This is a genomic window from Pseudarthrobacter cellobiosi, from assembly GCF_023913755.1.
Classification (GTDB): Bacteria; Actinomycetota; Actinomycetes; order Actinomycetales; family Micrococcaceae; genus Arthrobacter; species Arthrobacter cellobiosi.
On record NZ_JAMXBJ010000050.1, the window covers coordinates 19,662 to 39,853 of the forward strand.

The window sequence follows — 20,192 nt, forward strand, 5'->3', positions numbered from 1 at the left end:
ATGCTTTACATCAGTGTTCCGCTCGGCAAGCTGGTCCGCCGGGTTTCCCGGCTCAGGGGTGGAGGGTCCGCGCTGCCCGGGCTCGTGGTCGAGAAAATCGATCCCGGCTTTATGCAGCGGACGCTCGCCACGCTCCCCCACGGCGTTGCCGTGGTGAGCGGAACCAACGGCAAAACCACCACCACAAAGATGGTGGTGGAACTCCTGGAAAGCCAGGGCCTGAAGGTCTTCACCAATCGCACGGGAAGCAACTTCACCCGCGGCGTGGCGGCCGCCCTGCTGGGCGAGGTGGACTGGCGCGGCAGGCTCGCCGCCGACGTCGCCGTCCTGGAGCTCGACGAAGCCCACGCTACGCATTTTGTGAACCGTGTTCCGCCCCGGTACAGCCTCCTGCTCAACGTCCTGCGCGACCAATTGGACCGGTTCGGCGAGATCGACAAAACGGCCCAACTGCTGCAGCATATCGCCGACAAAACCACCGGAACAGTAGTCCTCAACAGGGAAGATCCCCGGGTCTCCCGGATCGCAGAAACCCTCACCGGCAAGGACGTCGAGTACTTCGGCCTGGACGATTCCCTCCTTAGCACCTTCCCCAACGACGACGACATGCGGGCAGCGCCCGGCAGCCCCGCCCCCGCAGCGCTCCCCCACAAGCCAGCGGCCGACGTCGTACTCCGCAAAGTGGGGCCGGACACCGCCGATTTTGAGTACGACGGCGCCACGGTCACCACCGGGATGAAGCTCCGCGGCGTCTACAACATCTTTAACGCGGCTGCGGCGCTGACCTTGGCCCGCAGCATATGCGGCGGCGGTGCGGCCACCGCAGACCACGCCACCCTGCTCACCGCGCTGTCCCAGGTGGAGCCGGCGTTCGGCCGCGGCGAGAGCCTCACGGTGGGCGGCCAGCCGCTGGACCTGGTCCTGGTGAAGAACCCCAGCGGTTTCCGGCTGGGACTGAAGTCCTTCCCGGCGGGCGGTTACGCCACCATGATCGCCATCAACGACAACTATGCCGACGGCCGGGACATGTCCTGGCTCTGGGACGTGGAATTCGATTCGCTCCGCAGCGGCGGCGTGGACCAGCTGACCGGGTCCCGGGCCTACGACATGGCGCTGCGGCTGCAGTATGACGACGTCCGGATCGGCGGCGTCCAGCCGGAGATCGCGCCCGCCCTCGCCGCGTTCATTCGGGACGCAAGCGGCAAACCGAAGCGGATCTTCTGCACCTACACAGCCATGCTGGCCATCCGCCGCGAGCTGTCCAAAATCACCACAGTGGAGGTGGTCTCATGACCGCTGAATCAACCGGCATCGGGCCGGACGGCGTCGAACAGAATTCCAAGGGGACCATCCGGGTCCTGCAGCTCTACCCGCGGGACATGAACATCTACGGCGACTGGGGCAACGCCCTGGTGCTCAAGCAGCGGATCAGCTGGCACGGCTACACCCCGGAGCTGCTCGAGTACAACGTCGGCGACGAATTTCCCGCCGATGTGGACCTGATTGTCGGCGGCGGCGGCCAGGACAGCGGACAGCTGGTCATCAAAGACGACCTGCAGTCGCAGGCCGGCGTCCTCACGAAGCTGGCCGAGGACGGCGTACCGATGCTGGTGATCTGCGGGCTGTACCAGCTGTTCGGGCGCTTCTTCAAGACCCGTTTAGGCTCGGTCATACCGGGCATCGGCGTCCTGGACGTGGAGACACACGGCACGGACGAGCGCCTGATCGGCAACGTCAGGGTGGCCACCGAAGAGTTCGGCGAGGTGCTGGGATACGAGAACCACAGCGGGCAGACCACGCTGGGTACGGGCGTCCGGCCGTTGGGGACCACCGCGAAAGGTACCGGCAACAACAGCAGCGACGGTCACGAGGGCGCACGCTACAAGAATGTGGTGGCCAGCTACCTGCACGGTTCGCTCCTACCCAAGAACCCCGCCATCGCAGACTTCCTCATCACGACCGCCGCCGAGCGTAAATACGGCACCTTCACAGCCGGCGCACCGGACGACAGCTACGCAGTGCTGGCCCGGGAGCACGCTGCGCGCCGGCCGCGCTGAGTAGCGCTGCGCTGACGATTTCCCCGTCGAACTGTCTCAGGGATCCTTGGAGATCAGCAGTTCGTGCGCGCCCGCAGCAGCCGCGCCCATCGAGTCCACCACCGTGGCGGTCCTCACCCTGGTAGCGGCGTCGGCCTCGGGAGTTGAACAGACGCCCTGCGGCGCATCGGTTGCCACCGAGCACCAGCGGTACGGATCGCGGACAATCACCGAGGGGGCCCAGGCCAGGTCCGACGCCATCCACTTGCCGGCAGCGTCCTGGCTGAACTGAGCCCGCACCAGCAGGCCCTCATTGTTCACTACATACCAAGGCGATAGTTCCGTGACCCCGTTGCCCAGACCGTAGACGATCCAGGTTCCCTTGTAGTTTTCGATGGGCAGCACCGAGTGCGTGTGGTGGCCGTAAATCATGGTGAACTGGCCGCTGTCCACCAAGGCATGCGCTACGTCCTGCTGCTGGGCGTTCGCCTGGCTCGCGTACTCGTCGCCGGCATGCATAGCACCGAGCACGATGTCTGCACCCAGGGCCCGTGCCTTCACGGCTTTGGCGATCATGGTGGGCGCATCCAGCATGTCCACCTGCCAGTCGTATTCAGGGTATTGGCCGTTGAGCCCGTAGGTTCCCTGGATGATGGCAATCTTGGCGGCGTTGGTCTGCAGGATCAGGATTCCCTGCGACTCGGTCTCGGTGCGGTAGGAACCGGTGTGCTTCAGCCCCGCCGCATCCAGGGCGTCCAGGGTACGCAGTACGCCGTCCGTGCTCCGGTCGATCGTGTGGTTGCTCGCGGTGGTACAGGCCTGGTACCCCACCGCCTTAGCGGCCGTGATGATCTGCGGCGGGACGTTGAACGACGGGTACGCGGAGAACGGGCCATCGGGCCCGGCCACGGGCGTTTCCTGGTGGCAGATGGCCAGGTCGCTGGCCTGGATGTACGTTCGTTGGCCTTCGAGGAGCGGGGTGAAGTCCAGCCCTGGTTTGCCTGCTGCGGCGGCATCGTCGCGGGCCTGTTGCCAGAGCTGGGTGTGGACCAGCATGTCGCCGGTCACGAGGACGGACGTGCACCGCAGCGTGGGACACGCCGGCCCGGCGCCGGGCGTGGGAGTGGGCGTCGGGGTGGGGGTAGCCGTCGGGCTTGGCTGCCTTGTCCCGGCGCCGGTACTCGCAGCTGCACCGGAGGAAGGAACGGCCTGTTCGGCGACCAGGCCGCATCCTGCCAGCAGCGCCGCGGCCAGGATGCCGGCGGACACCGCAGCAGCGGAAAGAGCAGCAACAGCGCGCACCGAAGCAGCGCCCAACCTTTTCCCCATAGGCGTCATTGTAGATCTGGCCGGCGCGCAAATTCCGCAAAGCCGCGCGTTGAGAAGCAAGCGGCACTATGAAAGGTTAGCGTGATGACGAATCCCCTCCTCAGCGCCAGCGCCCTGCCCTATGGGCTGCCGCCTTTTGCCCGGATGAAACCATCCGATTACGCCGATGCCATCGACGCTGGCCTGGCGGAACATCTGGTGGAAATCCAGGCGATCGTGGACAACCCGGTGCCGGCGGACTTCGAGAATACGGCCCTGGCCGTGGAGAAGTCCGGCCAACTGCTCCACCGGGCGGCGGACTCCTTCCTCACCGTTGCCTCCGCCGACGCAACTGACGAAATCCGTGACCTGGAAACTGAACTCTCACCCCGCATTTCGGCCCATCAGGACGAGATCTACCTCAATCGCGCACTGTTCGACAGGTTCGCGGCGATTGACACCTCCGGGCTTGACCCTGAGTCCGTCCGGATCGTGGAGGAGTACGTGAAGGAGTTCCGCCAGTCCGGGATCCAGCTCGAGAAGCCGGGCCAGGAACGGCTGAAGGAAATCAACGCGGAGCTGTCCAAACTGGGCACGGAGTTTGGCCAGCGCGTGAAGGAGGCCATGAAATCGGCCGCATTGCTGCTGGACACAGCAGACGAGCTGGCCGGCTTGCCGGCAGACGATGTCGCCAGCGCCGCTGAGGCGGCCCGCGCCGTTGGCCACCACGGAAAATTCCTATTGACGCTCATCCAGCCCAGCGACCAGCCCGCCCTGGCTGCCCTGGAAACTCGGGACGTCCGCCGTCGGCTGTTTGAGGCCTCGATCGGCCGGGGCAGTGACGGCGGTGGCCTCGACGTCCTGGAACTGGTCAGGTCGACGGCCCGCCTGCGCGCTGAAAAGGCAGCCCTTTTGGGTTTCGCCAACTATGCCGAACTCGTGGCGGACCGCCAAACGGCCCACGACTTTGAGGCGGTCCAGTCCATGTTGAAAAGGCTGGCCCCCGCCGCGGTCCGTAATGCCGACGCCGAGGCTGCGGCCCTGACCGAGGCGGCAGGGCATCCGCTGGAGGCCTGGGACTGGGCGTTTTACTCAGCCAAGGTGCGGCGGGAAAAGTATGCCGTGGACGAGCAGGCACTCCGCCCCTATTTCGAGCTGGACCGCGTTCTCCGGGACGGCGTCTTCTTCGCCGCCACATCCCTCTACGGCATCACCTTCCACGAACGGAAGGACCTCGCAGGGTACCACCCGGACGTCCGCGTCTGGGAGGTCCGGGACCAGGACGGCAGCGGGCTGGGGTTGTTCCTGGGAGACTACTACACCCGCGAATCCAAGCGGGGCGGGGCCTGGATGAACTCGCTGGTGGACCAGTCGGACCTGCTCGGCACCCGACCGGTGGTGATCAACAACCTCAATATCTCCAAGCCGCCGGCAGGCGAACCCACGCTCCTGACGCTGGACGAGCTGCGCACCACGTTCCACGAGTTCGGACACGCACTCCACGGCTTGTTGTCGAACGTGACGTATCCGCGGTTCGCCGGGACTGCCGTCCCCCGCGACTTTGTGGAATACCCGTCGCAGGTCAACGAGATGTGGATCCTGTGGCCGGAGGTGCTGGCAAATTATGCCCGGCACCACGCCACCGGCGAACCGCTTCCGCAGCAGGTTGTGGACAAGCTGAACGACTCACGGCTCTGGGGCGAAGGCTTCGGGACCACGGAATACCTCGGCGCTGCGCTGCTGGATCTGGCCTGGCATGTGCTGGACGAAACCGGAATCCCCGACGACGTCCTGGCGTTCGAGGCGAAGTCCCTAGCAGCCGCGGGCGTGGCTCATGCCCTGATCCCGCCGCGATACCGCACCGGCTATTTCCAGCACATCTTCGCGGGAGCCGGCTATGCGGCCGGTTATTACTCGTACATCTGGAGTGAGGTGCTGGATGCCGAAACCGTGGACTGGTTCACCGAGAACGGCGGTCTAACGCGCGCCAACGGCGAACGCTTCCGCCAGGAGCTGCTCTCCCGCGGCAACAGCCGGGACCCGCTGGAATCCTTCCGCGCGCTCCGCGGCCGCGACGCCCGGCTGGAGCCCCTGCTGAAACGCCGCGGCCTCGTCTGACCCCTCATCGATTGCTCCGTAGACGCCGTTTTGAGGCCTCATAAGGGCCGTTACGGAGCAATCGATGGGGTTACTGACAGGCTCAACCACCGACGACGCCGGCCCGCCACCTGAAAAGGTGACGGGCCGGCGTCGTCCTGCTTTAGAGGTGTTACCAGCCGCGCTCGGAGAGGCGGTGCGGCTGCGGGATTTCGTCCACGTTGATGCCCACCATGGCTTCGCCGAGGCCGCGGGAGGCCTTGGCGATCACGTCGGGGTCATCGAAGAACGTGGTGGCCTTGACCACAGCAGCGGCGCGCTGGGCCGGGTTGCCGGACTTGAAGATACCGGAACCGACGAACACACCGTCAGCGCCGAGCTGCATCATCATCGCAGCGTCGGCCGGGGTGGCAATGCCGCCCGCGGTGAACAGCACCACGGGGAGCTTGCCGGCGGCGGCAACTTCCTTGACCAGTTCGTACGGGGCCTGCAGTTCCTTGGCCGCGACGTAGAGCTCGTCCTCGGCCAGGGCCGAAAGCTTGGCGATCTCGGCGCGGATCTGGCGCATGTGCCCGGTCGCGTTGGAAACGTCACCGGTACCGGCCTCGCCCTTGGAGCGGATCATGGCCGCGCCTTCGTTGATGCGGCGCAGCGCCTCACCAAGGTTGGTGGCGCCACAGACGAAGGGAACCTTGAAGTTCCACTTGTCGATGTGGTGGACGTAGTCGGCCGGGGTCAGGACCTCGGACTCGTCAATGTAGTCCACGCCCAACGACTGCAGGACCTGGGCCTCCACGAAGTGGCCGATCCGTGCCTTGGCCATGACCGGGACGGAGACGGCTTCGATGATCTTGTCGATCATGTCCGGATCCGACATGCGGGACACGCCGCCCTGGGCACGGATATCGGCCGGAACGCGTTCCAGCGCCATCACTGCAACGGCACCGGCGTCTTCGGCGATGCGGGCCTGTTCAACATTGACGACGTCCATGATGACGCCGCCCTTGAGCATCTCAGCCATGCCGCGCTTGACGCGGTTGCTGCCCGTGACGCTGTTCGCGGACGAACCGGCTTCGCTGCTTACATCAGGTGTAGACACAAAAACCCCTATGGGTAGATAGATGATCTTCGCCGGGCGTGAGGGCGGCAAGAAGCCGAAAGTACACGCACCGGGTTGCCGGATCCATTGACCGGGCAGTCACAATACTAGTCCCACGGCAGGCGGCGGGCTTAATCAGGCTTAATCCGAAGCCGCGGACTCCGCAAAGGCCTGGCGGTGGACGGTGGCTACGCGCTGGATGATGGTGATGAGGCTGGCCAGGGCCAGGAGTCCAAGCGTCACCAGAAGAACCACCGGGGGCAAGCCCAGACCGGTGAATCCGGTGACCACCAGCACCGAAACCAGTCTCTCGGCGCGCTCGGCGATGCCCACATTCGCCGTGAAGCCGAGGGATTCGGCCTTGGACCGCGCATAGGAGACCACCATGCCCAAAACGAGGCACAGCATGGCTGCGACGGCGATGGCGTACTCCGCGCCCCCGGTGAAGAACCAGATGGCCACCCCCGCGAACAGGGCGCCGTCAGCGATCCTGTCCAAGGTGGAGTCCAGGAAGTTTCCCCAGCGGCCGCCGGTGTCGCGCAGCCGGGCCATAATGCCGTCGAGCACGTCGGAGAAGATGAAGGCGGTGATGAACAGGGTCCCCCACCAGAGCTGGCCGAGGGGGTAGAAGACCAACGCCCCGACCACCACGCCGGCGGTTCCGATGACCGTCACGGCATCAGGGGAAACACCGATTTTCAGGAGCCAACGCGCAAGCGGAGTGAACAGCGCGGTGAAAAACCCGCGCGCATGCCTATTCAGCATCCGTCTCCCCGGGCCAGGCCTCTGCAACCTGCTGGCGGACTTCATCCAGGGTCTGCGTAATGGCCTTGGTCTGGGCAATGATGGGGAAGAAGTTACCGTCCCCGCCCCAGCGCGGAACGATGTGCTGGTGCAGGTGCGCGGCGATTCCTGCCCCGCCCACTACGCCCTGGTTCATGCCGAGGTTGAACCCGCCCGGGTTCGCCACCTTGCGCAGGACCCGCATGGCCGTTTGGGTGATCTCCGCGAATTCCGCGGTCTCCTCCACCGTGAGGTCCGTGTAGTCCGGGACATGCCGGTACGGGCAAACCAGGAGGTGCCCCGGATTGTAGGGAAACAGGTTGAGGACCACGTAACAGGTCTTCCCCCGGTAGACGATCAGGGCTTCCTCGTCAGTCCGGCCCGGGCCCACGCAGAAGGGGCAGTCGAACTCGCCCTTGAACTGGTGCTGGCCGCCCTTGATGTAGGCCATCCGGTGCGGAGTCCACAGGCGCTGGAAAGCATCCGGCACGCCCGCGAGCTCAAAGTCATCTGTCACGCCGGCATCCCCTGGATATCCTGCGCCTGTGTTCTCCTGCACCGTGTTGTTTCCGTTTCCGCTAGCTGGTCCGGTTACGGACGGCTTCTGTGATCCGCTTGACGGCCTCGGCCACCGGCACGCCGTTGTCCTGGCTCCCGTCACGGAAGCGGAAGGACACCGCGCCGGCCTCGGCGTCGTCGCCGCCGGCGATCAGGACGAACGGGATCTTGTCCTTGCTGGCGGTGCGGATCTTCTTGGGGAACCTGTCCGACGACGTGTCCACCTCGGCGCGGATGCCCGCTGCCTTAAGCTGGTCAACGACGTCGAACATGTACTCGTTGAACGTTTCGGCCACCGGGATGCCGACCACCTGGACGGGGGAAAGCCACGCGGGGAACGCGCCGGCGTAATGCTCGGTGAGCACACCCATGAACCGCTCGATGGAACCGAAGAGCGCGCGGTGGATCATCACGGGACGCTGGCGGGTGCCGTCGGCTGCCTGGAATTCCAGCTCGAAGCGTTCCGGGAGGTTGAAGTCCAGCTGGATGGTGGACATCTGCCAGGTGCGCCCGAGTGCGTCCTTGGCCTGGACGGAGATCTTCGGACCGTAGAAGGCCGCGCCGCCCGGATCAGCGACCAGTTCCAGGCCGGATTCCTCAGCCACCTCGGCGAGGGTCCGGGTGGCTTCTTCCCAGGCTGCGTCCTCGCCGACGTACTTCTCCGGGTCCTTGGTGGACAGCTCCAGGTAGAAGTCGTTCAGGCCGTAGTCCTTCAGCAGGTCGAGCACGAACTTCAGGGTCTTGGTGAGTTCGTCCTTCATCTGCTCGCGGGTGCAGTAGATGTGGGCGTCGTCCTGTGTCATGCCACGGACCCGGGTCAGGCCGTGTACCACGCCGGACTTTTCGTACCGGTACACCGAACCGAATTCGAAGAGACGCAGGGGAAGTTCCCGGTAGGACCGTCCACGCGAGCGGAAGATCAGGTTGTGCATGGGGCAGTTCATCGGCTTCAGGTAGTAGTCCTGGCCGGGCTTGCGCACGGTGCCGTCCTCGTTGAGTTCGGCATCCACGTGCATGGCCGGGAACATGCCCTCCTTGTACCAGTCCAGGTGGCCGGAGACTTCGTAGAGGTGGCCCTTGGTGATGTGGGGCGTGTAGACGAACTCGTAGCCGGCATCGACGTGGCGCTGGCGGGAGTAGTCCTCCATCTCCTTGCGGATGATGCCGCCCTTGGGGTGGAACACCGGCAGGCCGGAGCCCAGCTCGTCGGGGAAGGAGAACAGGTCAAGCTCGACGCCGAGCTTGCGGTGGTCGCGCCGCTCAGCCTCGGCGATGCGCTCCTGGTAGGCCTTCAGCGCGTCTTTGGTTGGCCAGGCGGTGCCGTAGATACGCTGCAGCTGCTGGTTCTTCTGGTTGCCCAGCCAGTACGCGGAGGAGGACCGGGTCAGGGCGAAGGCGTTGGAGATCAGCTTGGTGTTGGGCAGGTGCGGGCCGCGGCAGAGGTCGCACCAGACCGTGGTGCCCTCTTTGCGCTCGACGTTGTCGTAGATGGTGATGTCGCCGGCGCCGACCTCGACGTTGACGCCCTCGCCGGCTTCGGCGGCGTTGTTCTTCTTGCCCAGGAGCTCGAGCTTGTAGGGCTCGTTCTTCATGGCCTCGCGGGCCTCGTCCTCGCTGACCACGCGGCGGACGAACTTCTGGTTCTGGTTGACGATCTTGAGCATCATCTTCTCGAGGGTCTTGAGGTCCTCGGGGGTGAACGGTTCTGCGACGTCGAAGTCGAAGTAGAAGCCGTCGGTGATGTACGGGCCGATGCCCAGCTTGGCGTCCGGGCGCAGCTGCTGCACGGCCTGGGCCATGACGTGGGCGGTGGAGTGGCGGAGGACGTCCAGGCCATCCGGGGAATCGATGGTGACGCCCTCGATCTCGGCGCCCTCGGGCAGCTCCTGGTCCAGGTCCTTCAGCTCGCCGTTGACGCGGGCAACAACAACATCGCGGCGCTCAAAGAAGAGTTCCGCACCGGTTGTCCCGGTAGTCACCTTGGTCTCTTCGCCATCGACGATGAGGGTGATCTGCTGGGCATCTGACACGGGTGTCTCCTATTCAAAGTTTTAGGCTTCATAGCTTGCGGCGTACGGGGACCACAGCCAGCCATCGTCAATGCTATCGGTTTCCCGGGAGGCCGACCAACGGGACCCGCGGCCGCTCAGCCGCCCATTCCGGTAATCGCCAGGCTTCGGCTGATCCCGTCCAAAGGATGCGGCACATCGGTGCTCTCCATCCGATCCGCCGCGAACGGCAGGGATTCCACCCGGCTCAGGTCCCAGGCCATGCTGGCGCTCAGGCTGATTCCGCGGGGACCTGTCCGACGGGTGGTGCCCCGGATCAGCAGCAGCCTGGTTCCGAACAGCAGCAGCCCCGCCTGTTCCTGGGCTTCATGGAAGAACACGGAATCGACGCAGCCGGTGCCGTCGTCGATGCTGATGAAAACCACCCGCCGGCCGCCGCGCATGGGCGGTGTCTGGGTGGCGATGCGCACCCCGGCCACCAGCACCTCGGTGTTGTTGCGCAGGCTCAACAGTTTGTCTGCAGTGGTGACCCCCAGCCGGTCCAGCATGGGCCGGTGGCTGTCCATCAGGTGCCCGCTGACATCTATGGCCATCAGGTCCAGTTCTGCCCGGACGTTTTCCACCAGGGTGGGCGCGGGAAGCCCGGGCTTGACGTTCCGCAGCTCCACATCCCCCAGCGGCAGGGACAGCTGCCCGTCCATGATGTCGATGCCCTTCCGGGTACCGCCCGCGGCCTGGAGCTGTTGCAGGTGCTGGACGAGGTCTGCGCGGTTGGCGGCGCCTCCCGATTCACGGTGCAGGGAGTCAAAGGCACCCAGCTGGGCGAGCCTTTTGATGCTTGGCTTGCTCAGCCTGGACCGGGCACGGAGGTCAGCCAGGGAGTCGTAGGGCTGGCCGGCGACAATCCGCTTGAGCTCGGTCCCGGACAGGCCATAGATGCCGTTAAGGCTCAGCCTGATCGCCAGCTTGCCGGCGTCCGGCCCGTCCGCCACCCGTTCCACCCGGTACTCGGCCTGGCTGCGGTTGATGTCCAGCGGCAGGATGGGGATGCCCAGCCTGCGGGCTTCTGCCACCAGCAGCCGTTTGGGGTACATGCCGGGATCGTGTTCCCACAGCCCGGCCAGGAAAGCTTCGGGGTGGTGCGTCTTGAGCCAGGCGGACTGGTAGGTGGGAACGGCAAATGCCGCGCCGTGCGCCTTGCAGAAGCCGAAGCTGCCAAAGGCTTTCAGGGTCCCCCAGACCTTGTCCACCACTTCCGGGGTGTACCCCTTGATCCGGGCCTCCTTGCGGAAGAACTCTTCCACTTTCAGCTCGTGGACCTCGTTGCCGAGCGCCCGGCGGAACTCATCTGCGCGCGCCAGGCCGCAGCCGGTCATCACGTGGAAGGTTTTCAGGATCTGTTCATGGAAAACAGTGACCCCATGCGTTTCCTGCAGCACGGGTTTCAGGTCAGGGTGCGGGTAGACCTCCGGTGCGAAGCCGTGCCTGTGCTCCAGGAAAGGCCGCACCATGTCCGATTTCATGGGGCCCGGCCGGAACAGCGAAATGTCGATGATGAGGTCATTGAACTCACGCGGCGCCAGCTTGCCGATCAGTTCACGCTGGCCGGGCGACTCGATCTGGAAGCAGCCCAGGGTGTGGGTGCTGCGGATCAGTTCGTAGGTTGGTTCATCATCCAGCGGCACGGCGTTGAGGTCGATGTGGCCGTTCTCGGCGATGTAGTCCGGCCCGGTCCCGTCAGGACCTGCAGGGTGGGCCCCTGCCGCCACCACTTCCGCTTTGGAAGGATGGATCCGGATGACTTCCCGGACGGCAAACGCCATGGCGCTCTGCATCCTGACCCCCAGGACATCAAGCTTGAGCATGCCCATGGGATCCATGTCGTGTTTATCGAACTGGCTCATGGGCAGCCCCAGTCCGCTGGGCTGCACAGGGGTTCGGTCAAGCAGCGTGGAATCGCCCAGGATCACCCCGCAGGGATGCATGGAGATATGGCGGGGCAGCCGGTCCAGCCGTTCCGTGAGGTCCACCAGCAGGTCAAGCTGCTGGTTTTCGGCGAAGTCCCGTTGTTCCACCCGGCCGGCGAACTCCCGCAGCTCAGGTTTCTCAACCAGTGCCTCACGGAATTTCCGGGCCGAAAAACGCCACAGCTGCTTGGCGATCTCACCGACGTCGTCATCGTCCATCCCCAGGGCCATCCCGGCGTCGCGGACGGCACCGCGGGCGCGGTACCCGTTCTGCATGCTCATCAGCGTGACGCGCTCGGAACCAAAGCGGTCAAAGATCCGCCGATACACGTTGTGCCGTTCGGCGCTTTCGACGTCGATGTCGATGTCCGGCAAGGTGGCCCGGTCCCGGGACAGGAAGCGTTCGAAGATCAGGTCATGTTGCAGGGGGTCCACCTGGCTGACATCAATCAGGTAGTTGACCAGGCTGGAAGCACCGGAACCGCGGGCGGCTGCCCTGACCCCCATGTCCATGATCATCCGGGAGACCTCCGCGACCGTGAGGAAATAGGAGGAAAACCCGAGGTTCCTGATGATCCCCAACTCGTGCTCCAGCCGCGAGCGCATGTCCTTGTGGGCTGAGCCTGATATTCCGGGGAACCGCCTGCTGATCCCGGCCTCGCAGCGCTGTGCCAGTTCAACGTGCGGGTCCTGGCTGATGCCAATGACCGAGGCCTCGGGGACCACCGGCTGCTTCCATCCCATGTCAGTCACCGGGTCAATCCGGCAGAAGTCGGCGAGCGCCTCGGTCTGTGCCATCAGCTGTTTGAGGTCTGCTGCGCCATACCCTGCGGCGCGGATGATTTCCTTGCCGAGCTGGAGCATCTGCGTCGATGATTTGAGCCAGGCCTGCCCGTTGGGCTGGAGCAGCGGTTCGGCCGCGAGTTCGGGGAGGGACTTCAGCGTCCGGGCGGAGTCGAGTACGTCAGCTGTGGCGGCCCCGTCCTCTGCGCAGTAGCGGACCGCGTTGGTGAGCACGGCCGGCACGTGGTGTTCTTCCGCGAGTTTAAGCATTCGGACTGCGTGGGCGGTGCTCAGGGGCGCTCCGGGGGCAGTGAGCTGGGAGACGACTTCCGCCACCAGGGTTCTGGGGGGCATGGCGTCCAGCCAGCGTTTGAAAAGGGTGCGCGGACGGAGGTAGCGCCGGCCGCTCATGGCCCGTCCGACGTCGGAATCCGGGCCGATCAGGACTGTCAGGACCGGTTTCAGGGTTTTGGGGTCGAGCGTGCGGGAGGCGAGTTCGGCGCGGGTGACCGCCACCGGCACCGCTCCCCCGGCTTTGCCGGAGGTGCGGGCATGGGCATCGGACACCAGCCGGCACAGGGCGCGGTAGCCCGCCCCGTTGTTGTGGCCGCGGGCGAGCACCACCACCCTGCCAGCGAGCTGGGTGCGGTGGTCGCCGTCGTCGTCGAAAACCGCAAGGTCCACTCCCACGATGGGGTCGATGCCGGCTTCCATGCAGGCTTTGAGGTGTTTGATGGTGCCGTAGAGGCCGTCCCGGTCCGTGCAGGCGAGCGCGGTTGCGCCGTCCGCGGCGGCAACCTGGGCCAGTTCGTCGGGCCAGGCCACGCCATAGTGTGCGCTGAAGGCCGTGGAAACGTGAAGGTGGGAGAAGCTCATGCTGTTTGGGGCCGGAGTGCGTCGTGGATCCGCAGGAGCCTCCAGCGGCCGCTGCCGACATGCCTGCTCAGGTCCAGGGTGAGCGGCTCCCCCGTATCCCGGGGGGCGGCACTCCGCGGGTCCGCCCGCACTTGGACGCGCCAGATTTCGTGGTCCACCAGTCCCGGCCCGCTGCCCAGGGGCGCACGGCGTACCTCGGCCCACCACTGCCGGCGTTCATACCACCGGACAGGCTCGGCGCACACCGTGTAGTGGCGCCCGGCCCACTGGAGTTTCAGCGGCTGGCCAGCGGGGGTGCAGACGACGTCCACGGACTCGCTGAACATACCCATGGGCGCCTCCCGGAACTGAACGGAGCTGATGCAAAATGCTGATGCAAAAGCAAGGTATTCGAATACATGTTCGAATAAATCCAGTCTACGACGACGCTCCGACAAAACCTAGACAGGGGTGGACGGACGGGCAGCAGGGGGGCAGGATGGTGCCATGAGCTCCCAAAGCGCACTCCTCAAGAACGTAAGCATCAAGGCCCAGGACGCAACACTCGTGGCAACCTTTGATATCGACGGCAACATCCCGGGGGCAGGTGCGTACGTGGTGGGACTTGTGGCGGCCAGCCCTGACTACTCATCACAAAGACGGCTGGGGATTGAGTTCATGAACGGGGAGGCCATCGCCTTCTACTCGTTCAGCCACGACCAGAGTGCCGAGGAAAACTATGATCTTGCCGGCGTGACGCATTCCGGCAACACCATCACGGGGAATTTCCCCATCGCGGCCGTCCACGGCCTGGGCAAGGGCCACATCATGTCGGCTTTCAGCGAGGCTGACGGCCGGGAGTTCCAGTCGGGCGTCGCCGTCGAGGAAGCGCTCTAGTAAGCACGGGGCAGGTGCTGCCGGAACCATGTCCGGACAGCACCCGGGCGGCATCAGCTGCTTTCTTTGTGGACTTTCATTTCGAGTTCAATGAACCCCGAGATCATGGCCCGGTAGGTTGATTCCACAATGTCCGGATCAATGTCCTTCTTTTCCGCGGCGGCCCGGACATGCTCGATCACCCGTTCGACCCGGCCGGGGGCGCGGACTTCAGCGTCGTCCCCCTTCAGGGTTCCGGCGATCCGGATCAGGCGTTCGCGCCGCGCAATGAGCGTGACAATCTGCTCGTCAACTTCGTCGACCGCAATCCGAACGGCAGCGAGCTGTTCTTTGTCGGCCAAAGCGTCCCTATCGTTTCCTTGAATTGTTGCCATCTTCTGACAGTATCGAAGCATGCAGCCCAGAGTCGACTTCATCTCACTAGGCGTTCGCAGTGTTGACGCCTCCCGCCGGTTCTACGCGGAAGGTCTCGGCTGGCCTGTCCACCGCGAGTTTCCCGGCGATGTGGTGTTCATCCAGGTCAACCACGGCCTCATCCTTTCCCTGTGGGACGCCGCGCAGATGCACGCCGAGGCGGGGGTAGGTGCCCCCGGCCCGGTCCCCTGCATCACGCTCAGCCACAACCTGCCCAGCACTGAGGCGGTGGACCGGGTCATGGCGGAGGCGGCATCGGCCGGGGCCACTATCGTCGCCGCGCCCGTCACCCAGCCCTGGGGCGGGTACAGCGGCTATTTCGCCGATCCGGACGGCTTCCGCTGGGAGATTGCCTATAACCCCACCTGGACAGTGGACGACGCCGGCAAGGTCACCGTTTAGGGGCATGTCGCCCCGAGTGCCCATTTAGAACAAGGCTTCCACCGGCCGGATGAGTTCCGGGGAGTTGTTGCGTACGTTGCCCACCTCGGTGCCGACCGAATCCACGTGCCAGTCGGCCGCGACTTCCTTCACGTGGGCCCGGACCAGGTCCACGAGGAAGGCGGCGTCATCAATCTGCGGATCAAGCCACGACGCAGTTGTTGCCCGGTCCATGGGCAGCGGCACGCGGTCGTGCAGGGCGGTGAGCTTGCCGAAAATTGTGGACTCAGCACCGGGCGGCGGGGTGTCTGCCGTCAGGATGGACGTGGAGAGCATCCACCGTCCGGGATCGCCCTCGGCCTTGGACGGATCCTTCCACCACTCATACAGGCCCGCGAACACCAGCCCGCTGCCTTTGCCTGGATGGACGTAGTAGGGCTGCTTGGCTTTGCCGGTGCCCTGCTTCCATTCGTAGTACCCGTCCGCCGGGACGGCGCAACGCCGCGACTTCACGGCTTTGCGGAAAGCCGGCTTCTCCAGCACAGTCTCGCTCCGCGCGTTGATCATCTTGGGGCCGATACCCGGATCCTTCGCCCAGGACGGCACCAGGCCCCAGCGGGCCACATGCAGCTGCCGCACAGGGCCGTCGTCGAGCAGCCGTTCAAGGACGATCGGCACATTGTCGGTCGGCGCCACGTTCCAGGACGGGGGAAGGTGCACTTCCTCCTCCAGCTGGGCATCAAAGTCGGCCAGCAAATCGCCCACGGCCCGTGCCATCACATAGCGTCCACACATGGCTCCAGCATGCCATCAGCGTTATGTACTGTCATCCGGCACCGCATCCGCCGGCCCGGCTCAGGGAATAGCCCGCCGCGGGTTACCGTTGACGGGAACGAAACCCCCTCAACGATTTCAGGAGAGCTCCGTGGACTTTACCCCCGAGAACGGCACCATCACCATGTTTTCCACCACCTGGTGCGGCTACTGCAACCGGCTGAAGAAGCAGCTGGACGCCCAGGGCATCGGCTACACGGAAATCAACATCGAAGAAGTGGAGGGCACAGCCGACCTCGTGGAGAAGCTCAACGGCGGCAACCGCACCGTCCCCACCGTGCTCTTCCCGGACGGCACCGCCGCCACCAACCCCTCCGCTGCCGAGGTAAAAAGCCGCCTCGCAGCCTGACCACGGCAGCTCATGTGGTAGACAGAACGGGACCAACATCCGTGTTGGTCCCGTTCTGTCTATCTGCATTGAGGGAGCCTTTCGTGGTCCATAAAGTCAAAGGTGTCGTAGCCCGCTCCAAAGGGGCCCCCGTCACTCTGGAGACCATCCTGGTCCCGGAACCGGGCCCGGGCGAGGCCCTGGTGGACATCATCACCAGCGGCGTCTGCCACACCGACCTGCACTACAAACTGGGCGGCATCAGCGATGACTTCCCGTTCCTCCTGGGCCACGAGGCCACCGGAGTGGTCAGCGCCGTCGGCCCCGACGTCACGGACATAACCCCGGGCGACCGCGTGGTGCTCAACTGGCGGGCCGTCTGCGGCAACTGCCGCGCGTGCAACCGCGGCCAGGCGCAGTACTGCTTCAACACCCACAACGCCACCCAGAAAATGACGCTCGAGGACGGCACCGAACTGTCCGCCGCCCTGGGCATCGGCGCATTCATCGAAAAGACCCTCGTGGCTGCCGGCCAGTGCACCAAGGTGGATCCCGACGCCGACGCTGCCGCTATCGGCCTGCTCGGCTGCGGCGTTATGGCCGGCCTGGGCGCCGCCATCAACACCGGCGGCGTCAAACGCGGTGACACCGTCGCCGTCATCGGCTGCGGCGGTGTGGGCGTGGCCGCCATCGCCGGCGCCGCGCTCGCCGGCGCAACCACCATCATCGCCGTCGACATCGACGCGAAAAAGCTGGACCGTGCCAAGGGCCTCGGCGCCACGCACACCGTGGACTCCTCCGCAACCGACCCCGTGGAGAAAATCCGGGAACTCACCGGCGGCTTCGGCGCTGACGTGGTGATTGACGCCGTCGGCCGTCCCGAAACGTACAAGCAGGCGTTCTACGCGCGCGACCTCGCCGGCACCGTGGTGCTGGTGGGCGTCCCGACGCCGGAGATGACCCTTGAACTGCCGCTCCTGGACGTTTTCGGCCGCGGCGGATCGCTGAAGTCCTCCTGGTACGGTGACTGCCTGCCGTCCCGGGACTTCCCCATGCTGATCAGCCTCTACAAGCAGGGCAAGCTGGATCTGGATGCCTTCGTGACCGAGCGGATCACCATCGACCAGGTGGAGGAAGCGTTCGAGAAGATGCACTCCGGTTCGGTGCTGCGTTCGGTGGTGGAACTGTGAGCGTCCGGATCGAGCGACTCGTCACCTCCGGAACATTCTCGCTCGACGGCGGCACCTGGGATGTGGACAACAACGTCTGGATCGTGGGCAACGATGCGGAATGCGTGGTGATCGACCCCGCGCACGACGCCAAGGCCGTTGCCGCCGCCGTGGGTGGCCGGAAGCTCAAGGCGATCCTGCTGACCCACGGCCACGACGACCACATCCGTTCAGTAGGTGACTTCTGGGACCTCGTCCAGGCCCCGATCCACCTCCACCAGGACGACTGGATGCTGTGGCGCAGCGTCTACCCGGATGTGGAACCCGATGTCGCCATCAAGCACGGCGCCGTCATTGAGGTGGCGGGGGCCAGCCTGACGGCCCTGCACACCCCCGGGCACTCGCCGGGCTCGGTGTCCTTCCGTCTCGCTGACGGGCCCGACGGCGAGGGCTCGCTCTTCAGCGGCGACACCCTGTTCAAGGGCGGCCCCGGCGCCACGGGCAGGTCCTACAGCGACTTCCCCACCATCATCGAGTCGATCCGGACGTGGCTGCTGCCGCTCCCGGCGGAAACGGTGGTCCGGACCGGCCACGGCGACAGCACCACCATCGGAGACGAAGCCCCGCACCTGGACGAGTGGATCGCCCGGGGCCACTAAGGACCCCGGCCCGGCAAGCGCGGGCTACGCCTCCCGAGTATCCAAACCGGCATAGCTGCCAAAGTCGGCATGCCGGAGGGAGGCGTGGCCCGCGTATGCGGCAACAACGGCGTCCTCGACATCCTGGACCGTCAGACCGGGCACCAGATCGTTGGCCGCACCGGCGGTGGCCGGGTCCCAGTCCAGGCCCAGGGCCGCATAGCTGTCCGTCAGGACGCTGCGGATGGGGGCGGAATTTTCCACCACGATCACGGAACTGAACAGCCACCCGCCGCTCACCACGCGCTGCGCTGTGCCGACGAGTTTGATCCGGCGCGCCGGGTCTGCCGGGTGGGTACCGTGAACGCTGTACTCCCCGGGGCAGTACTCCCCCGGAATTTCGCCAACTGCTGCCTGGACACCGATGTCCCGAAGGGACTGCGCCAGCAGCTCACCAAAGAAACCGAAGCGGGCCTTGGAGCCGGCAATGGCATCGGCGTGGGGCATCACATGGTCCACCACCAGCGTGCCCTCGTGGTAAGCGGCGGCCCGGCCGCCGGCCTTCCGCACCAAGGGTTCAAATCCGTGCTCCCGGCACGCCTGGGCGGCCGCGTCGAAGCCGGGCAGGCGGGTATCCCGCTGACCGAAGGCAACAGTGGGCGCGGGCCGGTACAGCCGGAGCGTGGGGCCGATCCTGCCGGTCTTCGCCTGGGTCAGCAGTTCGAGGCCGAATTCCAGGTCGCGTGCGGCGCCGAGGGTATGATCCTGCCTCACCACGGTGAGCGTCCGGAGTCCGGCTTCGGCGTCCTGCATGTTGCTAAGCTCCCTTATGGTCATATTGCAATTCCTTGTCGTCGCGGCTGCGTTCGCGGTCATCGACGCCGTCTGGCTCAAGCTCATGAACCCGTTCTACCGCAGCCACATTGGTGACCTGCTCGCAGACAAGCCACACTTAGGTTACGCCGTGGCTTTCTATGTCATGTACATAGCGGGGATTGTCTACTTTGCGCTGCGGCCGGCGCTCGACGGCGGCAGCTGGCTGACCGCCGTCGGCTATGGGGCCGCCCTGGGCGCCTTTGCCTACGCGACGTATGACCTGACGAATGCCGCCACGCTCAAGACGTGGCCGCTGCAGCTCATTGTTGTGGACATCCTGTGGGGTGCCGCCCTGACGGGACTGTCCACCCTCGCCGGCTGGCTGGTGTTCCGCTCCACCTGACATCCAACGGAGTATTACTGCACCGTCCCCCATTGGGTGGCTAAACTCAGGAACTGGGTCCACCCGCTACTCCTCAGAAGAGGTAATCCACTGATACGCGTCATTAGCTACAACCTCCGCAAGCACCAGGCCAGTGGGGAACTGGTTGATCTTGCCCAGAATTTCGGCGTCGATGCCCTGTGCCTCCAGGAGTGTGACACCTCGGACCTACCGGACACGCTGGGTCCGCTGCAGCTCGCCGACTCCACCAAGGGCAACCGCCTGGGGCTGGCCATCTACTACCGGCCTGACCGCTTCACGGCCCACGGCACCAAGACTTTCGCGCTGAAGAAGTCCCTGCACGACATGGTCCTGGCGCCCGCCCATGAGCGCCTCATCGGCACGCGCGTGCGGGACAACGAGACCGATCACGAACTGGTTATCGCCTCGTTCCACGCCGCTCCGCTAACCGCCACCAACTCGCTGCGGCGCAACCAGATCCACGCGGCCCACGCGGAACTCCTGGGTATGGGCACCGGCCTTATGACCCTGATGGTGGGTGACTTCAACTACCCCTTCTTCACGAAGAACCTCAACGAACACATGAAGAACACCGGCTACGAACTCTCGCTCAGTGACCGCAGGACCTACACACGCTACAAAGTATTCAAGGGACACTTCGACTTTGCCACGTCCCTGGGCCTGAACATCGAGAACGTGGAAACCTTGCCCCGCGGCGCCTCCGACCACCTCCCCATCCTGGTGACCGCCGAATACGGCCAGGACTCGACGCCGTTCCAGGAGCCCCCCGCGTCCTGATTTCACCAATTTGGAGGCC

Annotated in this window: 20 protein-coding genes; 10 read left to right on the forward strand and 10 right to left on the reverse strand. The window is 65.2% G+C overall.

Going from position 1 to position 20,192, the window contains the following annotated elements:
- Both NG696_RS17425 and NG696_RS17430 read left to right on the forward strand, forming a co-directional pair.
- Positions 1-1,293, forward strand: coding sequence for a Mur ligase family protein (locus NG696_RS17425; protein WP_252563530.1), 1,293 nt, complete (start codon positions 1-3; stop codon positions 1,291-1,293).
- Positions 1,290-2,057, forward strand: a complete 768-nt coding sequence (locus NG696_RS17430) for a type 1 glutamine amidotransferase (protein WP_252563527.1) — start codon at positions 1,290-1,292, stop codon at positions 2,055-2,057. Before NG696_RS17425 ends, NG696_RS17430 begins: the two co-directional genes overlap by 4 nt.
- Before the next feature lie 36 nt (positions 2,058-2,093).
- Here the strand turns inward: NG696_RS17430 and NG696_RS17435 are convergent, their stop codons facing one another.
- Entirely contained in the window at positions 2,094-3,365 is a 1,272-nt protein-coding gene (locus NG696_RS17435) for a CapA family protein (RefSeq protein ID WP_252576269.1), read from the reverse strand.
- Between the two features lie 84 nt (positions 3,366-3,449).
- On the opposite strand from NG696_RS17435, the gene NG696_RS17440 reads away from it, so the two are divergent.
- Positions 3,450-5,462 (forward strand): M3 family metallopeptidase, encoded by a 2,013-nt coding sequence (locus NG696_RS17440; protein WP_252576270.1) that lies wholly within the window; start codon positions 3,450-3,452, stop codon positions 5,460-5,462.
- 151 nt (positions 5,463-5,613) lie between these two features.
- Here the strand turns inward: NG696_RS17440 and pdxS are convergent, their stop codons facing one another.
- The 6 genes from pdxS to NG696_RS17470 form a co-directional block, all read right to left on the reverse strand.
- Positions 5,614-6,540: a pyridoxal 5'-phosphate synthase lyase subunit PdxS gene (gene pdxS / locus NG696_RS17445; protein WP_308291984.1), complete on the reverse strand. Its 927-nt coding sequence runs from the start codon at positions 6,538-6,540 to the stop codon at positions 5,614-5,616.
- A 141-nt stretch (positions 6,541-6,681) separates the two neighbouring features.
- Positions 6,682-7,305, reverse strand: coding sequence for a phosphatidylinositol phosphate synthase (gene pgsA, locus NG696_RS17450; protein ID WP_252576271.1), 624 nt, complete (start codon positions 7,303-7,305; stop codon positions 6,682-6,684).
- Positions 7,295-7,882, reverse strand: coding sequence for an HIT family protein (locus NG696_RS17455; RefSeq protein WP_252576272.1), 588 nt, complete (start codon positions 7,880-7,882; stop codon positions 7,295-7,297). Before NG696_RS17455 ends, pgsA begins: the two co-directional genes overlap by 11 nt.
- A 19-nt stretch (positions 7,883-7,901) precedes the next feature.
- Complete coding sequence (gene thrS, locus NG696_RS17460; RefSeq protein WP_252576273.1) at positions 7,902-9,911, reverse strand: threonine--tRNA ligase; 2,010 nt, start codon at positions 9,909-9,911, stop codon at positions 7,902-7,904.
- Between the two features lie 116 nt (positions 9,912-10,027).
- A complete protein-coding gene (locus tag NG696_RS17465) occupies positions 10,028-13,516 on the reverse strand; it encodes a DNA polymerase III subunit alpha (RefSeq protein ID WP_252576274.1) in 3,489 nt (1,162 codons plus the stop codon).
- Positions 13,513-13,848 (reverse strand): DUF6504 family protein, encoded by a 336-nt coding sequence (locus NG696_RS17470; protein WP_252563512.1) that lies wholly within the window; start codon positions 13,846-13,848, stop codon positions 13,513-13,515. The genes NG696_RS17465 and NG696_RS17470 overlap by 4 nt, the downstream gene beginning before the upstream one ends.
- 154 nt (positions 13,849-14,002) lie before the next feature.
- Here NG696_RS17470 and NG696_RS17475 point away from each other — a divergent pair, with 154 nt between their 5' ends.
- On the forward strand, positions 14,003-14,392 hold the full coding sequence (locus NG696_RS17475) for a hypothetical protein (RefSeq protein WP_252563509.1): 390 nt from the start codon (positions 14,003-14,005) through the stop codon (positions 14,390-14,392).
- 53 nt (positions 14,393-14,445) lie between these two features.
- Here the strand turns inward: NG696_RS17475 and NG696_RS17480 are convergent, their stop codons facing one another.
- Complete coding sequence (locus NG696_RS17480; RefSeq protein ID WP_104060765.1) at positions 14,446-14,766, reverse strand: chorismate mutase; 321 nt, start codon at positions 14,764-14,766, stop codon at positions 14,446-14,448.
- A 19-nt stretch (positions 14,767-14,785) separates the two neighbouring features.
- Between NG696_RS17480 and NG696_RS17485 the strand changes: the two genes are divergently transcribed.
- Complete coding sequence (locus tag NG696_RS17485; RefSeq protein WP_252563507.1) at positions 14,786-15,208, forward strand: VOC family protein; 423 nt, start codon at positions 14,786-14,788, stop codon at positions 15,206-15,208.
- Between the two features lie 24 nt (positions 15,209-15,232).
- On the opposite strand, the gene NG696_RS17490 is transcribed toward NG696_RS17485, so the two are convergent.
- Positions 15,233-15,964 carry an SOS response-associated peptidase gene (locus NG696_RS17490; RefSeq protein ID WP_252563505.1) on the reverse strand — a complete coding sequence of 244 codons (732 nt, stop codon included), beginning with the start codon at positions 15,962-15,964 and terminating at the stop codon, positions 15,233-15,235.
- A 148-nt stretch (positions 15,965-16,112) separates the two neighbouring features.
- Here NG696_RS17490 and NG696_RS17495 point away from each other — a divergent pair, with 148 nt between their 5' ends.
- From NG696_RS17495 to NG696_RS17505, 3 genes are all read left to right on the forward strand, one after another.
- On the forward strand, positions 16,113-16,370 hold the full coding sequence (locus NG696_RS17495; RefSeq protein WP_056340387.1) for a mycoredoxin: 258 nt from the start codon (positions 16,113-16,115) through the stop codon (positions 16,368-16,370).
- A gap of 83 nt (positions 16,371-16,453) precedes the next feature.
- Positions 16,454-17,539: an S-(hydroxymethyl)mycothiol dehydrogenase gene (locus tag NG696_RS17500; RefSeq protein ID WP_252563502.1), complete on the forward strand. Its 1,086-nt coding sequence runs from the start codon at positions 16,454-16,456 to the stop codon at positions 17,537-17,539.
- Positions 17,536-18,177 (forward strand): MBL fold metallo-hydrolase, encoded by a 642-nt coding sequence (locus tag NG696_RS17505; protein ID WP_252563500.1) that lies wholly within the window; start codon positions 17,536-17,538, stop codon positions 18,175-18,177. The genes NG696_RS17500 and NG696_RS17505 overlap by 4 nt, the downstream gene beginning before the upstream one ends.
- 24 nt (positions 18,178-18,201) lie before the next feature.
- On the opposite strand, the gene NG696_RS17510 is transcribed toward NG696_RS17505, so the two are convergent.
- On the reverse strand, positions 18,202-18,969 hold the full coding sequence (locus NG696_RS17510) for a lipoate--protein ligase family protein (RefSeq protein WP_252563580.1): 768 nt from the start codon (positions 18,967-18,969) through the stop codon (positions 18,202-18,204).
- A gap of 16 nt (positions 18,970-18,985) precedes the next feature.
- Between NG696_RS17510 and NG696_RS17515 the strand changes: the two genes are divergently transcribed.
- Together NG696_RS17515 and NG696_RS17520 are read left to right on the forward strand one after the other, a co-directional pair.
- On the forward strand, positions 18,986-19,375 hold the full coding sequence (locus tag NG696_RS17515) for a DUF2177 family protein (RefSeq protein ID WP_252563498.1): 390 nt from the start codon (positions 18,986-18,988) through the stop codon (positions 19,373-19,375).
- A 93-nt stretch (positions 19,376-19,468) separates the two neighbouring features.
- Positions 19,469-20,173 carry an endonuclease/exonuclease/phosphatase family protein gene (locus tag NG696_RS17520; RefSeq protein WP_104060881.1) on the forward strand — a complete coding sequence of 235 codons (705 nt, stop codon included), beginning with the start codon at positions 19,469-19,471 and terminating at the stop codon, positions 20,171-20,173.
- The last annotated feature ends 19 nt before the right edge of the window (positions 20,174-20,192 follow it).

Coding starts and splice junctions, on each gene's coding strand:
- NG696_RS17490 (WP_252563505.1), bottom strand. CDS start 15,964: ATGGCACGGGCCGTGGGCGATTTGCTGGCCGACTTTGATGCCCAGCTG.
- pgsA (WP_252576271.1), bottom strand. CDS start 7,305: ATGCTGAATAGGCATGCGCGCGGGTTTTTCACCGCGCTGTTCACTCCG.
- NG696_RS17440 (WP_252576270.1), top strand. CDS start 3,450: ATGACGAATCCCCTCCTCAGCGCCAGCGCCCTGCCCTATGGGCTGCCG.
- NG696_RS17510 (WP_252563580.1), bottom strand. CDS start 18,969: ATGCAGGACGCCGAAGCCGGACTCCGGACGCTCACCGTGGTGAGGCAG.
- NG696_RS17430 (WP_252563527.1), top strand. CDS start 1,290: ATGACCGCTGAATCAACCGGCATCGGGCCGGACGGCGTCGAACAGAAT.
- NG696_RS17435 (WP_252576269.1), bottom strand. CDS start 3,365: ATGGGGAAAAGGTTGGGCGCTGCTTCGGTGCGCGCTGTTGCTGCTCTT.
- NG696_RS17475 (WP_252563509.1), top strand. CDS start 14,003: ATGAGCTCCCAAAGCGCACTCCTCAAGAACGTAAGCATCAAGGCCCAG.
- NG696_RS17470 (WP_252563512.1), bottom strand. CDS start 13,848: ATGGGTATGTTCAGCGAGTCCGTGGACGTCGTCTGCACCCCCGCTGGC.
- NG696_RS17515 (WP_252563498.1), top strand. CDS start 18,986: ATGGTCATATTGCAATTCCTTGTCGTCGCGGCTGCGTTCGCGGTCATC.
- NG696_RS17425 (WP_252563530.1), top strand. CDS start 1: ATGCTTTACATCAGTGTTCCGCTCGGCAAGCTGGTCCGCCGGGTTTCC.
- NG696_RS17465 (WP_252576274.1), bottom strand. CDS start 13,516: ATGAGCTTCTCCCACCTTCACGTTTCCACGGCCTTCAGCGCACACTAT.
- NG696_RS17485 (WP_252563507.1), top strand. CDS start 14,786: ATGCAGCCCAGAGTCGACTTCATCTCACTAGGCGTTCGCAGTGTTGAC.
- NG696_RS17480 (WP_104060765.1), bottom strand. CDS start 14,766: ATGGCAACAATTCAAGGAAACGATAGGGACGCTTTGGCCGACAAAGAA.